Below are 18,394 nucleotides of genomic sequence, written 5' to 3' on the forward strand. Positions count from 1 at the left end.
CTGGGGCAGCCTGACCCTCTACAAGATCATCCGCGAGCTACAAACCCTGCTCGCCACCTGGTCCGGCACCTGCCCCACCTGCCATCAACACATCCACCGATTACCGACCTAACAAAGCACTACTAGGATGCGTTCATGCGGAGGTTCCAGCAGGTTGACGTGTTCACCGACGTCCCGTACTACGGCAACCCGGTCGCGGTCGTGCTCGACGCGGAAGGCCTGACGGACGCGCAGATGCAGCGCTTCGCGGCGTGGACGAACCTGTCGGAGACGACCTTCGTGCTGCCGCCGACCAGCGACGAGGCCGACTACCGGGTGCGGATCTTCACCGCCTCCGCCGAGCTGCCCTTCGCCGGTCACCCGACGCTGGGCACCTGCCACGCCTGGCAGTCGGTGCACGGGCAGCGCGACGCGGTGGTCCAGGAGTGCGGCGCCGGGCTGGTGACGGTGCGCCGCACCGATGGCGGACTGGCCTTCGAGGCACCCCCGCTGCTGCGCTCCGGCCCGGTGGAACCGGAACTCCTGGACCGCATCGCCGCAGCGCTGGGCATCGACAGCAGCGAGGTCGTGGACGCGCGGTGGGCCGACAACGGTCCCGGATGGGTCGCGCTGCTGCTGTCCGACGCCGATGCGGTGCTGGCGCTGGAGCCCTCGTACCGGGACGACCTCAAGATCGGTGTCGCGGGCCCGCACCCGGCGGACGGACCCGCCAGGTACGAGGTCCGCGCGTTCTCCCCGGGCGGCGGCGGGTGCATGGAGGACCCGGTCACCGGCAGCCTCAACGCCTCCCTCGCCCCATGGCTGCTGTCCACCGGCCGCACGACGGCCCCCTACACCACCCGGCAGGGAACGGCCCTCGGTCGCGCCGGCCGGGTCCGCGTCGACACCGACGAGCGCAACGCCATCTGGGTGGGCGGGAGCACGGTCACCTGCATCGACGGCACGGTCGAGATCTGAGGGCGCGCTCCAGGACAGCGCAGGCAACCGAACCGGGCTCGCACGTGGTGCGGGCCCGGTTCGGCCGTTCCGGGCCGTTCCGCGGCTGCGGCTTCCGCGTCGCAGAAGCGGTGTCGCCGGGCCGGGGCGGGCGGGGGCATCGTGAAACGCGTTGCGGGTGAGCGCGTTCGCCGGTCCAGGACCGCGAGACCCCCGCGGATGTGCCGTGCCGATCGTCCAGGAACGAGGCCCACATGAGCATGACCACGCGTGCCGCCATCTGCCGGGAGCCCGGTCGGCCTTGGGAGATCACCGACGTCGAGCTCGACGAACCGAAGGCGAACGAGGTGCGGGTCCGCTTCCACGCCGCCGGGTTGTGCCACTCCGACGACCACATCCAGAAGGGCGACGCGTTCATGCGCTTCCCGGTGGTCGGCGGGCACGAGGGCGCGGGGGTCGTCGACGCGGTCGGGGAGGGCGTCACCCGGGTCGCCGTCGGGGACCACGTGGTGTGCTCGTTCATCCCGGCCTGCGGTTCCTGCCGGTACTGCTCGACGGGTCGCCAGAACCTGTGCGACGCCGGGAAGAACGCCTCCACCGGCATGTTCGCCGACGGCACCTTCCGGTTCCACCTCGACGGCGAGGACCTGGGCGGGCTGTGCGTGCTGGGCACCTTCGCCGAGCGCGCGGTGATCTCGGAGTTCTCCTGCATCAAGATCGCCGACGACATCCCGTTCGACGTCGCCGCCCTGGTCAGCTGCGGGGTGCCGACCGGGTGGGGTTCGGCGGTGCACGCCGCCGGTGTCCGCGCCGGGGACACGGTGGTGATCTACGGGGCCGGGGGTGTGGGCAGCAACGCGGTGCAGGGTGCTCGTTTCGCCGGGGCGAAGAACGTGGTGGTGGTGGATCCGGTGGAGTTCAAGCGGGACATGGCGGAGGTCTTCGGCGCCACCCACACCTTCGCCGACGCCGCATCGGCCCACGAGTTCGTCGTGGAGACCACCTGGGGAGAGCTGGCCGACCACGCCATCATCACCGTCGGCGTGCTGCACGACGCCGTCATCGACTCCGCGCTGCAGGTCGTCGGCAAGAGCGGGCAGGTCACCATCACCGCCGTCGGCAACGGCAGCATCGACGCCCCGGCCGGGATGTTCATCGGCTACCAGCGGCGCGTGCAGGGTGCGATCTTCGGCGGCTGCAACCCGCTGCACGACGTCCCGCGCCTGCTGGGCCTCTACCGGTCCGGGGACCTCAAGCTCGACGAGCTCATCACCCGCAGGTACCGGCTGGACGAGGTCAACCAGGGGTACCAGGACATGGTGGACGGCAAGAACGTTCGCGGCGTCGTCGTCCACGAGCAGTGACCCCCGCTAGGAGCAGATCGATGACGATTGCTGTGGCGGACCTCAGGCCGAAGGCGGTGGCGTTGCATGGCGCCGCATGAGAGCGGGGTCCGCATGCGGGTGCTCATGGAGCCCCGCCACGGAGCGCGTTACGCCGACGTCCTCGCGCTGGCGCGGGCCACCGAGCGGGCCGGGTTCGAGGCGTTCTTCCGATCCGACCACCTCCTCGGCGTCGACCCGGACGACCCCCGAGTACCGGCCCACCGACTGCTGGACCACGCTCGCCGGGCTGGCCCGCGAGACCAGCCGCGTTCGGCTCGGATCGCTGGTCACCGCGAGCACCTTCCGGCCGCCGGGACTGCTGGCCGCCATCGTCGCCTCCGTCGACGAGATGAGCGAAGGCCGGGTCGAACTCGGCATCGGAACCGGCTGGTACGGCAGGGAGCACGATGCCTTCGGCCTCGAATTCCCGACCACCCGGAGGAGGTTCGACAGGCTCGAGGAGGTGCTGGCCGTCCTCACCGGACTGTGGTCCACCGAAACCGGTGCGGTTCCCGGGTTCTCCTTCGGGGGAGAGCACTTCCGCATCGACGACAACCGGACCCCGCCACGTCCGGTGCAGCTGCCTGGTCCGCCGATCATCATCGGCGGCGCCGGACCGAAGCGGACCCCGGCGATCGCCGCCCGCTACGCCGCCGAGTTCAACGGAGCCCTGGGCGGCGACCTGCGCGAGCGCTTCGCGATCTTCGACCGGGCCTGCGAGGCGATCGGCCGCGATCCCGGGAACGCGCGGCACTCGGCGGTGCTGCCGGTCGCCTGCGGCACCACCCGCGCCGACGTCGACCGGCGGGCCGAGGTGATCGGCTCGGAGTTCATGCGCGCCCACGCCGCCATCGGTGCGCCGGACCACCTCACCGACCGGATCGGCGAGCTCGCCGAGATCGGCGCGGACACCGTCTACCTGCACGTCTACGACATCCACGACCTCGACCAGATCGCGTTGATCGGTGCCGAGGTGCTGCCGCACGTGCCGGGAGCGGCACAGCCGGAAACGGGGGTCACGTCATGACCATCACCACGCGCGCCGCCATCGCGCACCGGCCGCACGAAGGCTGGGAAATCGCCGAGCTCGCGCTCGACGAACCCGGATCGCACGAGGTCCGGGTGAAGTTCCACGCCGCCGGGCTCTGCCACTCCGACGACCACATCACGCAAGGGGACGCGCCCGTGCGTTTCCCGATCGTCGGCGGTCACGAAGGCGCGGGATTCGTCGAGTCGGTCGGCCCGGACGTGCGCCGGGTCAAGCCCGGCGACCGCATCGTGTGCTCCTACATCCCCGCCTGCGGCGCCTGCCGGCCGTGCTCGACCGGGCACCAGAACATGTGCGTGAAGGGCCTCAACGCGGGCACCGGCATGTTCCTCGACGGCACCTTCCGGTTCCACCTCGGCGACGAGGACCTCGGCGGGTTCTGCACGTTGGGGACGTTCTCGCAGTACGCGGTGGTGTCGGAGTGGGCGTGCGTGCCGCTGGACGACGACATCCCCTTCGAGATCGGCGCGCTCGTCGGCTGCGGGGTGCCGACGGGCTGGGGTTCGGCGGTGCACGCCGCCGGTGTCCGCGCCGGGGACACGGTGGTGATCTACGGGGCCGGGGGTGTGGGCAGCAACGCGGTGCAGGGCGCCCGCTACGCCGGGGCGAAGAACGTCGTCGTGGTGGATCCGGTGGAGTTCAAGCGGGACATGGCGAAGGTCTTCGGCGCCACCCACACCTTCTCCGACGCCGACTCCGCGCACGACTTCGTCGTCGAGACGACGTGGGGACAGCTCGCCGACCACGCCATCTGCACGCCCGGGGTGCTCTCCGAAGAGGTCGTCAAGTCCGCCGTCCAGGTCGTCGGCAAGGGCGGCAAGGTCACCATCACCGCAGTCGGCAAGCTCGGCGAGAACACCGTGCACGTGCACGCGGGCAACACCATCAGCTACCAGCGCCAGATCCGCGGCGCCCTGTTCGGCGACTCCAACCCGCTCTACGACATCCCCCGGCTGCTCGGGCTCTACCGCTCCGGCGATCTCAAGCTCGACGAGCTGGTCACGCGCAAGTACCGGCTGGATCAGATCAACGACGCCTACCAGGACATGGCCGACGGCAAGAACATCCGCGGCGTCGTCGTCCACGAGTCCTGAGCCACCGGAGGATCACCTTGGTCACGCCGAGCTTCGTCGCGCCAGACGACCGCGACGCCGTGTTCGACCTGCTCCGCGCCCAGCTCGACGGCTTGCCGGCGCGATCCGCCTTCTACGCCGGGAAGTTCGCCGAGCACGGCATCACCCCGGCCGCGTTCGACTCGCTCGAAGACCTCGCCAAGTTCCCCTTCACCACGAAACCGATGCTGCGCGAATCCCAATCCGCCAGACCGCCCCTGGGCACCCACGCCGGAGCGGAGCTGGCCGACGTGGTGCGCGTGCACGCCTCCACCGGCACCACCGGCAGGCCCAGCTGGGTGGGCGTGACGCGGCGAGATGCCGCCGCCTGGACCGAGATGGTCGCCCGCGCCTTCCGGACCATGGGCGCCACCAGCGACGACGTCGTGGTGCACGCGGCCGGGCTGACGCTGTTCGTCGGCGGCCTCCCGGTGCGCGACGCGTTCGAGCGGATCGGTTCGACGTTCGTGCCCATCGGAACCGGGGCGTCGGAGAAGGTCGTGCAGGCGATGGAGACCCTCGGCGTCACGGCCCTGCACTCCACCCCGTCCTACGCCCGCTACCTGGCCGAGCACCTGCGGGCGCGCGGCCGCGACCCGAGGGAGTTCGGGCTGCGCAGGATCTTCGTCGGTGGCGAACCCGGCGGGGGAGAGCCCGCGTTCCGCGAGCACGTCGAGAGGGAGTGGGGCGCGCCGGTCACCGAAGGTCTCGGCAACGCCGACATGGCCCCGGTCCTGTTCGGCGAACGACCCGGCACCGCCGGCATGCGCTTCACCGGTGGCCGGCACGTCCTCGTCGAACTCGTCGACCCCGACAGCGGCGAGGTGGTCGTGCCGGAGGCCGGTGCGCGCGGCGAGCTCGTCTACACCTCGGTGGACCGGGAGTGCTGCCCGCTGGTGCGCTTCCGCACCGGGGACCGGGTGGTGATCACCGGTGTCGCCGACGACGGGATGCCGCTGATCCGCTGCTTCGGCCGCACCGACGACATGCTCATCGTGCTCGGCGTCAACGTCTTCCCCTCGGCCATCCGGGATCTGGTGCAGGCCATGCACCCGCGGACCACCGGAGCCATCCAGGTCGTGCTGCCCGAAGCCGGGCCGCGCGTCGAACCACCGCTGCGCGTGCAGGTCGAACGCGGCGAGCAGCCCGGCGACCAGGCCGAACTGACCACCCGCATCGAGGAGGCGATCCGCACGCGCCTGTCGGTGCGCGCCGAGGTGGAGCTGGTGCCACCGGGATCCCTCGAACGTTCCGAGATGAAGACCCGGCTCACCCGGATCGCGAGCTGAGAGGAGCCGACGTGCCCAACAGAATCCTCGACCCCACCGGCGGCGCGACCACCGCCCGCGAGGCGGCCGGACTCGCCGAGCGCCCGGCCGGTCTGGTCGGCGCCCGGGTGGGCCTGCTGGAGAACACCAAGCAGAACGCCGACCTGATGCTGCGCGAGCTCGCCGAGCTGCTGTGCAGCGAGCACGGCGCGGCCGGTGTCGAAGTCCTGCGCACCAAGCGGGCTATCGCCCAGCCCGCTCCCGCCGAGCTGATCGCCGAGTTCACCGAGCGCTGCGACGTGGTGCTCACCGGCGTGGGCGACTGCGGGTCGTGCAGCGCCTCGGCCGTGGCCGACGGCCTGCTGTTCGAGCGGGCCGGGCTGCCCGCGGCGGTGATCTGCAGCGACGCCTTCGCGGCCACCGCAGACGCGATGGCCGAACTGCGCGGCGACCCCGGCTACCGCTACGCCACCACCGCCCACCCGGTCGCGATCCTCACCCCGGATCAGGTGCGGCAGCGCGCCAGGGACGTGCTGCCCGAGGTCGTGGCGCTGCTGACGGGGGAGAGCTCGTGACCGCGCCCGACCCCGACCTGGCGCAGCAGGCCATCGAGCACTGCTACGAGCAGGACTGGTCCGACGGGCTGCCGCTGGTGCCGGCGTCGCAGCCGCTGGTGGACCGGTTCCTGGCCGAGGCCCGGCGCGAACCCGACGAGGTGATCGGCCGGCTGCCGCAGTTCGAGCGGGTCGTGACCGTCGAGCTCGCCGCGATCAATGCCGCGATGGCCGGATGCCGACCCGAGCACTTCCCGGTGGTGCTGGCCGCGTGGGACGCGCTGATGCTGGAGCGGGCCGCCACCGGTGGGGGCTGGCAGTCCACGAGCGGACCCGCCCCGCTGATCGTCGTCAACGGGCCGGTCCGCGAACGCCTGGGGTTCAACGGTGCTGGGGGAGCGTTCGGGCCGGGCTTCCGAGCCAACGCGACGGTCGCGCGGGCGATCGGACTGATCGTGCGCAACGTCTTCGGCGTGCGCCCGCACGTGCTGGAGCAGGCCACCCAGGGTCTGCCGGGGCGCTGGCAGATCTGCCTCGCCGAGAACGAGGAGGAATCCCCCTGGGAACCGCTGGCCGAGGAAACCGGTGCCCCGGCGGGTGCTTCGGCGGTGTCGGCGACCCTGCTGCGGACCTGCGAGTTCGTCGACAACCGGCACACCAGCGACCCCGAGCAGCTGCTCGCCGACTTCGCCGACACGATCTCGCGCACCGGCTCCTGGATCTTCCGGCACGCGGGCGCGGGCATCGTGTTCTGCCCTGAGCACGCCCAGCTGCTCGCCGGCGCCGGGTTCGGCAAGACCGAGGTGCGCGCGTGGCTGGCCGAGCGCTGCGGGCGCGCGGTCCGCGACCTCGCCGCGGCCGGGAAGGACGGGCTCAGCGACAACGGCGTCCGCCACGCCGACGGCACCAGGCCCGAGGAGTTCGACCGGCTGCTGCCCGGCGACAGCCGCACGCACCTCCCGCTGCTGGTGGCCGGGGCGCGCAACGCCGGGATCTCCATGGTGGTGCGGCTCTTCGGCGAGTGGTCGGGCACGGCGGTGCGGATCGACGACGAGCTCCAGCGGACGGGAAGGCAGTCATGAGCGAGAAGGTGCGCGCCGCGGTGCAGACCGGGCCGAGGAAGATCGAGATCCGCGAGTTCGACCGGCCGAAGATCGGCGCCGACGACGGGCTGCTGCGCGTGGAGGCCAACGGCATCTGCGGCAGCGACGTCGAGATGTACAAGGGCCACATGGCGATGCGCGGCGGGTTCCCGGTCATCCCCGGGCACGAACCGATGGGCATCGTCGAGGAGATCGGCGAGGAGGCCGCGAAGCGGTGGGGCGTGCAGCCCGGCGACCGGGTGGCGCTGGAGGTCATCGTGCCGTGCCGGGTGTGCGGAGACTGCCTCACCGGCCGCTACCAGGGGTGCAAGAACCGCACCATCGGCCACGGCGTCACCGGGATCGACGTCGCCCCGAGCCTGTGGGGCGGCATGGCCGAGCACCTCTACCTGACGCCCAACGCCATCCTCCACAAGATCGACAACACGCTGCCCGCCGAGGTCGCCGCGATGTTCAACCCGCTGGGCGCCGGTGTGCGGTGGGCGGCGAAGCTGGGCGGCATCCAGCTCGGCGACACCGTCGTCGTGCTCGGTGCGGGTCAGCGCGGCATCGCCAGCGTCATCGCGGCGCGCGCGGCGGGCGCGGGCACCATCATCGTCACCGGCCTGGAGTCCGACGCCCACAAGCTGGCGCTGGCAGCAGAGTTCGGCGCCGACCACACCATCATCGTCGACGGGGACCACGCCGAGGACGTCGTGCAGCGGGTCACCGAGATCACCGGTGGGGTGATGGCCGACGTGGTCCTGGAGCTCACGCCGATGGCCGCGCAACCGGTCACCGACGCCCTGCTGGTGGCCAGGCACGGCGGGCGGGTCGTGCTGGCGGGGCTGAAGGGCAACCGCGAGGTCCCGCTGCGGACGGACCTGATCATCAACCGGGCCCTGCGGGTGTTCGGCGCGTTCGGCGTCGACGCCGAGTCCAACGCCGCGGCGATCCGGCTCATCGAGTCGCGCAGGTTCCCGCTGGAGAAGCTGCACACCCACACGTTCGGGCTCGACGACACCGCGCTCGCCGTGGAGACCCTCGCGGGCGAGGTGCCGGGCGAATCGCCGGTGCACGTGTCGGTCCACCCCCACAACTGATCCCGCCGGGAGGAATCCGTGCTGGTCGACGCGCACGCGCACCTGCTGCCCCACGACTACCCGGCCGACGCCCCGGAGTGCTTCCCGCGCATGGAGCCGATCGACGGCGACACCGCGCGCACGTTGCTGTTCGGCGCGTTGAAGTTCCGCGCCAGGGATGTGTTCTTCGACGCCGAGCGGCGCGTCGAGGCGCAGGACGCCTCCGGGGTGGACGTCGAAGTGCTCAGCCCGATGCCGCCGCTGCTGCGCTACGACCTGCCGCCGGCCGACGGGCTGTCGCTGGCGCGGCACGTCAACGAGTTCGCCGCGTCCCTGTGCCGAACCCATCCGCAGCGCTTGCTAGGTCTGGGGATGGTTCCGCTGCAGGACCCGGAATCGGCCGCCGCCGAGCTCACCGCGATCCGGGACCAGGGTCTGCGCGGGGTGGAGATCGCCTCCAACATCGCGGGCGAATCCATCGGCGACGAGCGGTTCCTGCCGTTCTTCGCCGAGGCCGCACGGCTCGGGCTCGCGGTGTTCGTGCACGCCATGCCCACTGCCACCGACCGCCTCCCGCCCGCGGCGATGGGGACTTACGTGGTGGGCCTGGAAGGCGCGCTGGCGGCGTCGTCGATGGTCGTGGGTGGGACCGCCGCCCAGTGCCCGGACCTGCGCATCGCCTTCAGCCACGCCGCGGGCGGCTACCCGCTGATGCTGCCGCGCGCCCAGTACTTCTGGGGCGGCTCGTGGAACGAGGAGCCCGTGGACCTCGACCGGGCGGTGGCCCCCGACGACGGCCCCTCACCGCTGGAGCAGGCGCGGCGCTTCTACTACGACTCCCTGGTCTTCGACCACCGCGCGATCCGCTACCTCGTCGACCTCCTCGGCGCCGACCGGCTCCTGGTCGGCTCGGACTTCCCGGCCATGCCCCGCGAGGACCCCGCCGCCCGGACGCTGCGCGCGATGAACCTGCCGCCGGACGCGCTGCGCCGGATCACCGGCGAGAACGCCTTCGCCTGGCTCGGAATCGACCCGCCGGGCTGAGCTGGGAACCGGTCGAACGCTGCTCGACCTCCGGTGTCAGTGCCCGATGGCCAGCTGGGTCGGCGCACCGCCCTGCTGCTCCGGCGGCACCGCTGAGCAATGCGCGCCCGGCTTCGGCACGGTCAGGTCGATCAGGTACCGGTCGGCGGCCCGCACGGTGCACTGGCTGCGGTCGTAGACCCCGTGGCCCCAACCGTCGTAGGTCAACAGCTCGGCGCTCTCGATTTGACGGTCCACCTCGGTCGCCCAGTTGTAGCCGCTCGTCGGATCGTGCAAGGCGTTCATGATCAGCACCGGCGCGGGACCGCTCAACCTCGGCTCGTGCTGCGGGTTCTTCGACTCCGCCGGCCAGCTGGCGCACAGCGAGGCGAACTTCCAGAACATGCTGTAGCGCAGCTGCGACGCGGCCTGCGCCTGCGCGTCCCACAGCTGCTGGAAACGTCGCGCCGAATCGATGCGCGTGTTCCAGTCCGCGCAGAACAGCGCCGTTTCATCGGGAATGGCATTCCGCTCGTCGACGTCGCGCGCCGCTACGTCGGCATACCCCTCGTCCCGGAGGCTCTTCAACCTGGCGGCCATCGAGGGCCAGACCGGCCCGTAGGCTCCGCGCGTCATGATTTCGCTGAGCGCGGTCGGGGTCATCTTCTCGTTCGATCCGGGCCTGTTCAGCTCACCGCGCTTCGCGCGCTCGTACAAGGTGTCGAACAGCGCGGTGACGTCCTCGCCGTGCAGCGCGCACGACCGGGTTTCCGCGCACCACTTCACGAATTCGTTGAAGCTGTCCTCCGCCGAGACCGCCCCGGTGGTCACGAGTTCCTCGGTGTCGAGGCTGTGATCCACCACGCTGTCCAGCAGCAGAGCGCGAACCCGGTGCGGGAACCGCTCGGCGTACATCTGGCCGGTCAACGTGCCGTAGGAGAAGCCGAAGAGACTGACCCGCTCCTCTCCGAGACCCGCGCGGAGGACATCGACGTCGTTGGCCACGCTCCCGGTGTCCAGGTTGTCCAGCAGCGCACCGCTGTGCTGCCGGCAGCTGTTCCCGAGCTGCTCGACGTAGCCGCGGAGGCTGTCGAATTGTTCGGCCGTACCGTCCGGAACGAACTCCGGCATGTTCTCGAGCAGTCCCGCATCGCACCGCACGCCCGCGCTGCCGGCAGCACCGCGCGCGTCGAAGCCGACGACGTCGAACCTGGAGGTGATCTCGGGCGAGAACGGGGCCGCGTCGAGCACGGTCGAGACGCCGGACACGCCCGGTCCGCCTTCCAGGTAGATCAGCGAGCCGATTCGCTGCTCGGGGCTGGTGGCCTTGCGTCGGGCGACTGCCATCTGAAGGGTCTCACCGTTCGGCTTCGACCAATCGACCGGCACCTCCACCGCGCCGCACTCCACCTCCGGTTTCTCCGCGCAGGGCTGCCAGTTGATCGGCGGCGCTGGTGGCGAGGCCGGCTCGGCGAACGCGGGCGCGGCTACCAGCGTGAGCGCTATCGCGCTGACGATCGCCAGAACTCGTTGACTCATGCGACTCCTCTCCGGTTCCCCCGGATCCAGCATGGACGGAGAAGATCGCTCGCGGCACCGGGTCATCCCCGGATCGGCCCCTAGGGGTTCGGGAGTTGATCCAGCCAGGTGTCGGTCGTGGCGATGCGCGCGGAGGCTTCGCAGCGCACGGCGAGCTCGTCTCACCAGGCGCGGCGCGGTGATGTTCGAGCAGCGGCGCGACGTCGTCGACGAGCTCTCACAGTTGGGGCACCGGGCGGAGGGGGAGTCTCCGGCCGGGGTCGAGGCCGCGGGCGATCGCCCGGGAGGCTTGGGTGAGCAGGGCGGTGAGCTCGCGCGGGCGTGCTTCGGCGGTTTCGACCACGACGCTGATCGAGGCGATGACCTCGCCGCGCGGGCTGTGCACCGGGACCGCCACCACCATGTCCGGCAGGGTGATCTGCCCGCGCGCGACGGCCACACCGGTGTGGCGGATCTGCGCGAGCTTGCGGCGCAGCTCGGCGGGATCGACCACCGTCAGCGGCGAGAAGCGCTCCAGCGGCGAATCGAGCACCTGCTCCTGCAGATCGGAGTCGGCGAAGGCCAGCAGCACCAGGCCGGTGCCGGTCACGTGCATCGGCCAGCGGTCGCCCACCCGGCTCGACACCGGGTTGCGCACCCGCGCGCGGATCGCCTCGACGTAGACGACCTCGACGCCGTCCCGGACGCCGAGGTGCACGTTGCCGCGCGTGATCTGGTGCAGGTCCTGCAGGTAGGGGAACGCGGCTTCGCGCAGCTCCAGGCCGCGCGGTGCGAGCGCCGACAGCTCCAGCAGGCGCAGCCCCACCGAGTAGCGGCCTTCGTCGTCGCGCTCCAGCGCGCCCCAGCCGAGCAGTTCGCGCACCAGGCGGTGGGCGGTCGGCAGCGTCAGCCCCGCGCGGCGGGAGATCTCGCTGAGCGAGAGGGTCCGGTGCCGCGGTCCGAACGCGTCGAGCACCGCGAGCACCTTGCCGGCCGCGGTGGGCCGCCGATCGGCCGGATCTCCCGCTGTGGTCTCCACTTCCGGTACAACCGCCATCACGCCGACCCCTTTGTCAACGTCGCCAGCTCGGGTCTGTTGCCTCCGCCCCAGTCTTGCCAGCCCGAGCGCGGCATCACAAGGGACGAGGCCCGCTTTCCGCCACCTCCGCCGCAACGGCGCACCCGTTCCGCGACAAACGACGTACCACCGCTGCGGCCATCGCCAGGTGCGGATGTCCCGGCGATCGTCATCGCTGCCGGACGGTGCGATCGTGCAGTTTCCCTTTCGCCGGGCGGAACCGGCCTGCACCCGGAGGGGCGGGTTGGTGACTCTGTAGCGGCGAGAACGTGAGCGCGGTCACTGCGGAGCACGACGGCGGAAACGTCCGGGAGCCGCCGTGCTCGTGCCGTGCTCGCCCCATCACGGATCGGCAGCGGCGCCGTGGAACGAGCGCTTCCGCGCCGGTTCGCAACCGAAGCGGGAGTGCTCACGTGAGAAGCAGAATGCGACCGCTGTCAGCGAAGTGGGTTCCGCCGACGAGAGCGTCACTGGTCTCGGCCGCGCTTGCGGTCCTGCTGGTGGTCACCGCGTGCGGCAGCGGCGGCGGAGCCGTGGACGCCCGCCCCTCGGGGCCTCCGCAGCGCGGCGGGGCCTTGACCGTGCTGGCCGACGCCAGCTTCGGCGGTGGCTGGCCCACCGGGCTCGACCCGGCCACCAACACCACCGGTGGCGCCAACATCTCCCAGATGTTCGCGATCTACGGCGGCCTGTTCCAGTTGCGCGCCAAGGGCGACGACGGCAGCGGCGCCGAGGTCGTGCCGCACCAGGCCGAGAGCCACGAGCTGCTCGACGGCGGACGCGACGTGCGCATCACCCTGCGCGAGGGCATCCGGTTCTCCGACGGCACCCCGATGGACGCCGAGGCCGTGGCGTTCAACCTGCGCCGCGCGATGAGCTCTCCCTGCACCTGCCGTCCCGCGTGGCCGCTGGCCGACAACGGTGTGACGGTCGAGGACCCGCGCACCGTCATGCTGCACTTCACCCGCCCCTACGGCGCGGCGATCAACAGCATGCCGACCTCCAACACCAACTGGATCGCCTCGCCCACGGCGTTGCGGACCATGGGCGAGGAGGCGTTCAAGATCACGCCGGTGGGTGCGGGCCCGTTCGTCGTCGAGTCCAACAAGCTGTCCTCCGAGCTGGTGCTCAAGCGCAACCCCGGCTACTTCGAACCCGGCCTGCCCTACCTGGACGAGCTGACGTTCAAGTCCATCGGCGGGGACCAGCCCGCCTACCAGGCGTTGCTGGCCGGACAAGCCCAGGCGTACGAGGGTCTCAACACCACGCCGCTGCTGGAGCAGGCGCAGCAGAGCGGCAAGCTGGTCGTCACCGCCCAGCCCCCGACCTCGCCCTACGTCGTGCAGCTCAACACCAAGGCCGCGCCGTTCGACGACGAGCGCGCCCGCGAAGCCATCTACGCCGCCACCGATTTCAGGGCCATCTCCCAGGGCCTGTTCCGGGGCCGGTACCCGGTGAGCCAGTCGTTCACCGGCCCAGGCGGGCTGTTCCACCACGAGACGGTCGAGGGCTACCCGCCCCACGATCCCGCGCGCGCCAGGAAGCTGGTCGAGGAGCTGGGCGGGCTGACCGTCGAGCTGGGCACCCTCGGCAACTACGTCGCCCAGCAGGTCATGACCGCGCTGCAGACCCAGTGGCAGCAGGCCGGCATCGAGGTCACCGTGCACGAGCACGAGCTGTCCACATTGGTCCAGCAGTTCAACTCCGGCCGGTGGCAGGCGATGCTGCAGACCGCGGGCGCCTGGGACCCCGCCGCCGGGGTGGGCGTGGGATTCCGGTTTAACTCCGCCTCGCGGTTCAGCGGGGTGGCCGACCCGGTCCTCGACGAGCTGCTCAACAACGCCGCCGCCACCGCCGACCCCGCCCAGCGCGACGCGCTCTACGGCCAGGCGGGCAAGCACATCAGCGACCACGCCTACGCCCCGTTCGGCCTGGCCTTCGCACCTGCCAACCTCGCTGCGGAGGGCGTGCACGGGCCGGGCCTGACCACGAAGATCCCGCCGATGCTGGTCAACAGCGGGGTGCTGTGGGACGAGGTCTGGAGGGAGCGGCCGTGACCGCGGCGGTGCTGAACCGGCCGCGCCTCGGCCGGATGGCCTCGTCGCCGAGCCTGCGGCTGATCGGCAAGCGGCTGCTGATGGCCGTGCCGATCCTGCTCGGGGTGAGCGTCCTGACGTTCTGGGTGCTCAACCTCATCCCCGGCAGCGCCGCCCAGCAGCTCCTCGGAGCGGAGGCGACGGCCGAGCAGATCAGGGCGCTGGAACAGCAGCTCGGCCTCGACCAACCCGCTCCCGTGCGCTACCTGCACTGGCTCGGCGCGGCCCTCACCGGCGACCTCGGGACGTCGGTGGTCAGCGGCCAGCCCGTCACCGGCCTGCTCGGTGAACACCTCGCGGTCAGCGGCGAACTGCTGGCCCTGGCGTTCCTGTTCTCCCTCGGCGCCGCCATCCCGGTGGCGCTGCTGGCCGCGTTCCGGCCCGACGGCTGGTTCGACCGGTTGAGCATGCTGGTGAGCATCACCGGCCTGTCGGTGGCCAACTACGTGCTCGCGCTGCTGCTCGTGCTGGTGTTCGCGGTGAACCTGGCCGCGTTCCCGGCGATCGGGTTCGTCCCGCTCTCGGAGGGAATCGGCGGAAACCTGCACTCCCTGGTGCTTCCCGCGCTCGGACTGGGAATCCCGCTGTTCTGCATGTACACCCGGTTCCTGCGCGGCGACCTGGTCGACCAGCTGCGCGGCGAGGACTACATCACCACCGCCCGCGCCAAGGGCATCGGGCCGTGGCGGGTGCTGGTGCTGCACGCCTTCCGGAACTCGGCGTTCGGGCTGATCACCGTGGTCAGCTTGAACCTGGGCACGCTCATCGGCGCGACCGTGATCATCGAGCAGATCTTCGCGCTGCCCGGACTCGGGCAACTCCTGCTGCAAGCCATCAACACCCGCGACTACGTGGTGGTGCAGGCGTGCGTGGTGCTGTTCGCGGTCGTCACCGTGGCGGCGAACCTGATGGCCGACCTGCTCTACGCCGCACTCGACCCGAGGATCCGCTATGGCAGTCGCTGACGCCGTGCCGGTGCGGGGCTCCTGGACCCGCGCCCTGCCCATCGCCCTGCCGGCCGCGATCGCCGCGCTCATGATCGGAGCCTGCTTCCTGGGCCCGCTGGTGCTGCCGGTGCCCGCCCCCACCGGTGGGAACGTCCTGGAGTCCTACCTGCCGTCGTTCTCGACCGGGCACCCGCTGGGAACCGACCCCAACGGCAACGACATCCTCTCCCGCGTCCTGCACGGCGGGCAGGCGTCGCTGACCGTGGCGGTGTCGGTGAACGCGCTCGGCCTGCTGGCCGGAGGAACCCTCGGGGCGCTGTCGGGCCACCTCGGCGGAATCGGCGACACGATCATCATGCGGGTGCTGGACGTGCTCATCGCGTTCCCGTCGCTGGTGCTGATCCTCGCGGTGGCGCAGAGCCTCGGGCCGAGCCAGGCCAACACGATCCTGGCGCTGGCGTTCTTCAGCGTCCCCGCCTTCGCCCGCATCTCGCGCGCGGCGACCCTGCGGCTGCGGGAGCAGCCGTTCATCGCCGCCGCGCAGCTCTGCGGCACACCGGCCTGGCGGATCCTGCTGCGGCACGTGGCGCCCAACATCGTCCCGCAGCTGATCACCTTCGCGATGCTCGGCATGGGCCTGGTCATCGTCATCGAAGGCGCCCTGAGCTTCCTCGGTCTGGGCATCCAGGCACCCGCTCCGAGCTGGGGGAACATGATCGCCCAGGGGCAGCAGAGCCTGTCGGCCACACCGATGCTGGTGGTGTGGCCGTGCCTGGCGCTGTTCGTGACGGTGCTGGCGTTCAACCTGCTCGGCGAAACCCTGCGATCCCGTTGGAGCGGCGAATGAGCATCGATCGCGCCACCCGAACCCGCCCGTCCGCCGCAGGCGAGTCGGAAACGCCTCCGCTGCTGGAGGTGTCGGACCTGCGGGTGCGGTTCAGCAGGCACGGCAGGCACGTGCACGCCGTCAACGGGCTGTCCTACCGGCTGCAGCCGGGCCGGATGCTCGCGATCGTCGGCGAGTCCGGTTCCGGCAAGAGCGTCAGCGTCCGCTCCCTGATGGGCCTGCTGCCGCCCACCGCGGAGGTCACCGGCTCGGTGCGCTTGGACGGCGTGGAACTGGTCGGCATGCCGGAGAAGGAGATCCGCGCCCATCGCGGTGCCGACATCGCCATGGTGTTCCAGGACCCCGCCCGGTCGCTCAACCCGACGATGCGCATCGGCGACCAGATCACCGAAGGCATCCGCGCCCACGCCGACGTCGACCGCGCGCAGGCCCGCGAGCGCGCGGTGGAGCTGCTGCGGCTGGTGCGGCTGGCCGCACCGGAACAGCGCTTCCACGAGTACCCCCACCAGCTCTCCGGAGGCATGCGGCAGCGGGTCGTGATCGCCATCGCGCTCAGCGCCCGACCCCGGCTGCTCATCGCCGACGAGGCCACCACCTCGCTGGACGTCACCACGCAGGCGCAGATCATGGAACTGCTGCTGGACCTGCAGGAGCGGCTCGACATGGCGGTGATCCTGATCAGCCACGACCTGGGCCTGGCCGCCTCCTACGCCGAGGACGTTATCGTCATGTACGCCGGGCGGGCCGTCGAGCACGCGCGCACGGCGGACCTCTTCGAGCACGTCCGGATGCCCTACACGCGAGCCCTGCTGGGGGCGATCCCGGTGCTGGACCGGCAACCCCACACCCTGCTGCCGGTCATCCCCGGTCAGCCGCCCGACCTGGCCCGACTGCCCGAGGGCTGCGCGTTCCGTCCGCGCTGCTCCTCGGCCGGCGACCGGTGCGCCCAGCCGCCGCCGTTCGCCGAGCACGAACCCGGGCACTGGTGGGCCTGCTGGCACCCGGTCACCGACGACGAGGAGGCGAGCTCATGACCGCGGTCGAGCACCGGCCGGTGGCCGGCCCGGCGCGCACCGGCGAACCGCTGCTGCGGGTCCGCAACGTCGTGCAGCAGTTCACCTCCCGGGGAGCCGGGGGAGTCAAGGGCGGCACCGTGCACGCCGTCTCCGACGTGTCCTTCGACCTCCACCCCGGTGAAACGCTCGGCGTGGTGGGAGAAACCGGCTCGGGCAAGTCCACCTTGGCCCGATCGGTCCTGCAGTCGCCCAGACCGAGGTCCGGCGAGGTGATCTTCCAGGGCACCGACCTGATGACGTTGCGCAGGCGGGCGCTGGTGGAGGCCCGTCGCGAGATGCAGATGGTGTTCCAGGACCCGTTCGGTTCGCTCAACCCGCACTGGCGCGTCACCGAACTCGTCGAGGAACCCCTCCTCGGCTACGGGATGCGCTCCGCCGCCGCCCGTCGCGGGCGGGTCGGCGAGCTGCTCGACCTCGTCGGGCTCGACCCGGCCACCTACGGCCGGCGCAGGCCGAAGGAGCTCTCCGGCGGTCAGTGCCAGCGGGTCGCGATCGCTCGGGCCATCGCGCTCAACCCCGGGCTGGTGATCTGCGACGAAGCCGTGTCGTCGCTGGACGTGCTGGTGCAGGCCCAGGTGCTCAACCTCTTCGAGCGGCTGCGCCGCGAACTCGGCCTGTCGTACCTGTTCATCTCCCACGACCTCGCGTTGGTCAAGCAGGTCAGCGACCGGGTCGCGGTCATGCACCTCGGGCAGCTCGCCGAGGTCGGGCCCGCCGAGTCGCTCTACCGGCATCCGCGCCACCCCTACACCGCCGCGCTGCTGGCCTCCATCCCGGCGCTCGCGCCCGGTGCGGGCAGGGCGCGGGGACGGTCGGCGCCGCTGGACGGGGAACCGCCGTCGCCGCTGGAACCACCCAGCGGCTGCCGGTTCCGCACCCGGTGCCCGAGAGCCGAAACGCGGTGCGCGCAGGAACGTCCGGTCCTGCGCGAGCACGCGCCGGGACATCTCGCCGCCTGCCACTTTCCGCTGTGACCGGCGTTCCGCGACGCGAAAAGCCCGTCGCAGCGGGCGACCGGCCGTCCGTAGCGTGCGGAAGAGCCGCCGACCCCGGAGGTGTGGCGTGAGCATCGACGAATCCGCGCTGGCGCAGCTGCGCAGCACGCTCGCCGCCGACGACTACGACCTGGCCGTCACCGACACCGGCACGGACGTGCGCGTCAGCATCATCGCCGGCCCAGCGGCCTGCGAGGACTGCCTGGTCCCCAAACCGCTCATGCGCGGCGTGCTGCACAAGGCCCTCGGCGTGCCCGAGGACACCATCACCCTGATCTACCCCGGCGAGGACTAGCTATCTGAGAAGGCGGCGGTAGCCGCTGTTTCAGGTGTGGGACTCAACTCGC

Annotated in this window: 17 protein-coding genes; 15 read left to right on the forward strand and 2 right to left on the reverse strand. The window is 71.4% G+C overall.

The window, feature by feature from the left end:
- Nucleotides 1-135: 135 nt before the first annotated feature.
- The 9 genes from E1181_RS12060 (at nucleotide 136) to E1181_RS12100 (ending at nucleotide 9,511) form a co-directional block, all read left to right on the forward strand.
- Nucleotides 136-957: a PhzF family phenazine biosynthesis protein gene (locus E1181_RS12060; RefSeq protein ID WP_132674119.1), complete on the forward strand. Its 822-nt coding sequence runs from the start codon at nucleotides 136-138 to the stop codon at nucleotides 955-957.
- 233 nt (nucleotides 958-1,190) lie between these two features.
- Nucleotides 1,191-2,300 (forward strand): NDMA-dependent alcohol dehydrogenase, encoded by a 1,110-nt coding sequence (locus E1181_RS12065; RefSeq protein WP_132674121.1) that lies wholly within the window; start codon nucleotides 1,191-1,193, stop codon nucleotides 2,298-2,300.
- A 76-nt stretch (nucleotides 2,301-2,376) separates the two neighbouring features.
- Nucleotides 2,377-3,348, forward strand: a complete 972-nt coding sequence (locus E1181_RS12070) for an LLM class flavin-dependent oxidoreductase (RefSeq protein WP_328590880.1) — start codon at nucleotides 2,377-2,379, stop codon at nucleotides 3,346-3,348.
- The gene (locus E1181_RS12075) at nucleotides 3,345-4,463 is read left to right on the forward strand and encodes an NDMA-dependent alcohol dehydrogenase (protein WP_132674123.1); all 1,119 of its coding nucleotides are present in this window, start codon (nucleotides 3,345-3,347) and stop codon (nucleotides 4,461-4,463) included. The genes E1181_RS12070 and E1181_RS12075 overlap by 4 nt, the downstream gene beginning before the upstream one ends.
- A 17-nt stretch (nucleotides 4,464-4,480) precedes the next feature.
- On the forward strand, nucleotides 4,481-5,770 hold the full coding sequence (locus E1181_RS12080) for a phenylacetate--CoA ligase family protein (protein ID WP_132674125.1): 1,290 nt from the start codon (nucleotides 4,481-4,483) through the stop codon (nucleotides 5,768-5,770).
- 11 nt (nucleotides 5,771-5,781) lie between these two features.
- The gene (locus tag E1181_RS12085) at nucleotides 5,782-6,324 is read left to right on the forward strand and encodes a UGSC family (seleno)protein (protein ID WP_132674127.1); all 543 of its coding nucleotides are present in this window, start codon (nucleotides 5,782-5,784) and stop codon (nucleotides 6,322-6,324) included.
- Nucleotides 6,321-7,385 (forward strand): hypothetical protein, encoded by a 1,065-nt coding sequence (locus E1181_RS12090; RefSeq protein WP_132674129.1) that lies wholly within the window; start codon nucleotides 6,321-6,323, stop codon nucleotides 7,383-7,385. Before E1181_RS12085 ends, E1181_RS12090 begins: the two co-directional genes overlap by 4 nt.
- On the forward strand, nucleotides 7,382-8,488 hold the full coding sequence (locus tag E1181_RS12095) for a zinc-dependent alcohol dehydrogenase (protein ID WP_132674131.1): 1,107 nt from the start codon (nucleotides 7,382-7,384) through the stop codon (nucleotides 8,486-8,488). Before E1181_RS12090 ends, E1181_RS12095 begins: the two co-directional genes overlap by 4 nt.
- A gap of 18 nt (nucleotides 8,489-8,506) precedes the next feature.
- Nucleotides 8,507-9,511 carry an amidohydrolase family protein gene (locus E1181_RS12100; protein ID WP_132674133.1) on the forward strand — a complete coding sequence of 335 codons (1,005 nt, stop codon included), beginning with the start codon at nucleotides 8,507-8,509 and terminating at the stop codon, nucleotides 9,509-9,511.
- Nucleotides 9,512-9,547: 36 nt separating this feature from the next.
- Here E1181_RS12100 and E1181_RS12105 read toward each other — a convergent pair whose 3' ends face one another.
- Nucleotides 9,548-11,029, reverse strand: a complete 1,482-nt coding sequence (locus E1181_RS12105; RefSeq protein ID WP_132674135.1) for an alpha/beta hydrolase — start codon at nucleotides 11,027-11,029, stop codon at nucleotides 9,548-9,550.
- 217 nt (nucleotides 11,030-11,246) lie between these two features.
- The gene (locus E1181_RS12110) at nucleotides 11,247-12,065 is read right to left on the reverse strand and encodes an IclR family transcriptional regulator (RefSeq protein ID WP_132674137.1); all 819 of its coding nucleotides are present in this window, start codon (nucleotides 12,063-12,065) and stop codon (nucleotides 11,247-11,249) included.
- A gap of 446 nt (nucleotides 12,066-12,511) precedes the next feature.
- Here E1181_RS12110 and E1181_RS12115 point away from each other — a divergent pair, with 446 nt between their 5' ends.
- The 6 genes from E1181_RS12115 (at nucleotide 12,512) to E1181_RS12140 (ending at nucleotide 18,342) form a co-directional block, all read left to right on the forward strand.
- Nucleotides 12,512-14,143 carry an ABC transporter substrate-binding protein gene (locus tag E1181_RS12115; protein WP_132674139.1) on the forward strand — a complete coding sequence of 544 codons (1,632 nt, stop codon included), beginning with the start codon at nucleotides 12,512-12,514 and terminating at the stop codon, nucleotides 14,141-14,143.
- A complete protein-coding gene (locus E1181_RS12120; RefSeq protein WP_235876705.1) occupies nucleotides 14,140-15,147 on the forward strand; it encodes an ABC transporter permease in 1,008 nt (335 codons plus the stop codon). The genes E1181_RS12115 and E1181_RS12120 overlap by 4 nt, the downstream gene beginning before the upstream one ends.
- A complete protein-coding gene (locus E1181_RS12125) occupies nucleotides 15,134-15,976 on the forward strand; it encodes an ABC transporter permease (protein WP_132674140.1) in 843 nt (280 codons plus the stop codon). The genes E1181_RS12120 and E1181_RS12125 overlap by 14 nt, the downstream gene beginning before the upstream one ends.
- Nucleotides 15,973-17,010, forward strand: a complete 1,038-nt coding sequence (locus E1181_RS12130) for an ABC transporter ATP-binding protein (RefSeq protein ID WP_132674141.1) — start codon at nucleotides 15,973-15,975, stop codon at nucleotides 17,008-17,010. The genes E1181_RS12125 and E1181_RS12130 overlap by 4 nt, the downstream gene beginning before the upstream one ends.
- Nucleotides 17,007-18,026 carry an ABC transporter ATP-binding protein gene (locus tag E1181_RS12135; RefSeq protein WP_132674142.1) on the forward strand — a complete coding sequence of 340 codons (1,020 nt, stop codon included), beginning with the start codon at nucleotides 17,007-17,009 and terminating at the stop codon, nucleotides 18,024-18,026. The genes E1181_RS12130 and E1181_RS12135 overlap by 4 nt, the downstream gene beginning before the upstream one ends.
- 88 nt (nucleotides 18,027-18,114) lie before the next feature.
- Nucleotides 18,115-18,342, forward strand: a complete 228-nt coding sequence (locus tag E1181_RS12140; RefSeq protein ID WP_235876706.1) for a hypothetical protein — start codon at nucleotides 18,115-18,117, stop codon at nucleotides 18,340-18,342.
- Nucleotides 18,343-18,394: the final 52 nt, after the last annotated feature.

The organism is Saccharopolyspora terrae, from assembly GCF_004348435.1.
GTDB lineage: Bacteria > Actinomycetota > Actinomycetes > Mycobacteriales > Pseudonocardiaceae > Saccharopolyspora > Saccharopolyspora endophytica.

What these genes read in the sequence shown, in the direction of transcription:
- E1181_RS12060 (WP_132674119.1), top strand. Translation starts at nt 136, where the DNA reads ATGCGGAGGTTCCAGCAGGTTGACGTGTTCACCGACGTCCCGTACTAC.
- E1181_RS12070 (WP_328590880.1), top strand. Translation starts at nt 2,377, where the DNA reads ATGAGAGCGGGGTCCGCATGCGGGTGCTCATGGAGCCCCGCCACGGAG.
- E1181_RS12115 (WP_132674139.1), top strand. Translation starts at nt 12,512, where the DNA reads ATGCGACCGCTGTCAGCGAAGTGGGTTCCGCCGACGAGAGCGTCACTG.
- E1181_RS12095 (WP_132674131.1), top strand. Translation starts at nt 7,382, where the DNA reads ATGAGCGAGAAGGTGCGCGCCGCGGTGCAGACCGGGCCGAGGAAGATC.
- E1181_RS12065 (WP_132674121.1), top strand. Translation starts at nt 1,191, where the DNA reads ATGAGCATGACCACGCGTGCCGCCATCTGCCGGGAGCCCGGTCGGCCT.
- E1181_RS12130 (WP_132674141.1), top strand. Translation starts at nt 15,973, where the DNA reads ATGAGCATCGATCGCGCCACCCGAACCCGCCCGTCCGCCGCAGGCGAG.
- E1181_RS12105 (WP_132674135.1), bottom strand. Translation starts at nt 11,029, where the DNA reads ATGAGTCAACGAGTTCTGGCGATCGTCAGCGCGATAGCGCTCACGCTG.
- E1181_RS12110 (WP_132674137.1), bottom strand. Translation starts at nt 12,065, where the DNA reads ATGGCGGTTGTACCGGAAGTGGAGACCACAGCGGGAGATCCGGCCGAT.
- E1181_RS12125 (WP_132674140.1), top strand. Translation starts at nt 15,134, where the DNA reads ATGGCAGTCGCTGACGCCGTGCCGGTGCGGGGCTCCTGGACCCGCGCC.
- E1181_RS12075 (WP_132674123.1), top strand. Translation starts at nt 3,345, where the DNA reads ATGACCATCACCACGCGCGCCGCCATCGCGCACCGGCCGCACGAAGGC.
- E1181_RS12135 (WP_132674142.1), top strand. Translation starts at nt 17,007, where the DNA reads ATGACCGCGGTCGAGCACCGGCCGGTGGCCGGCCCGGCGCGCACCGGC.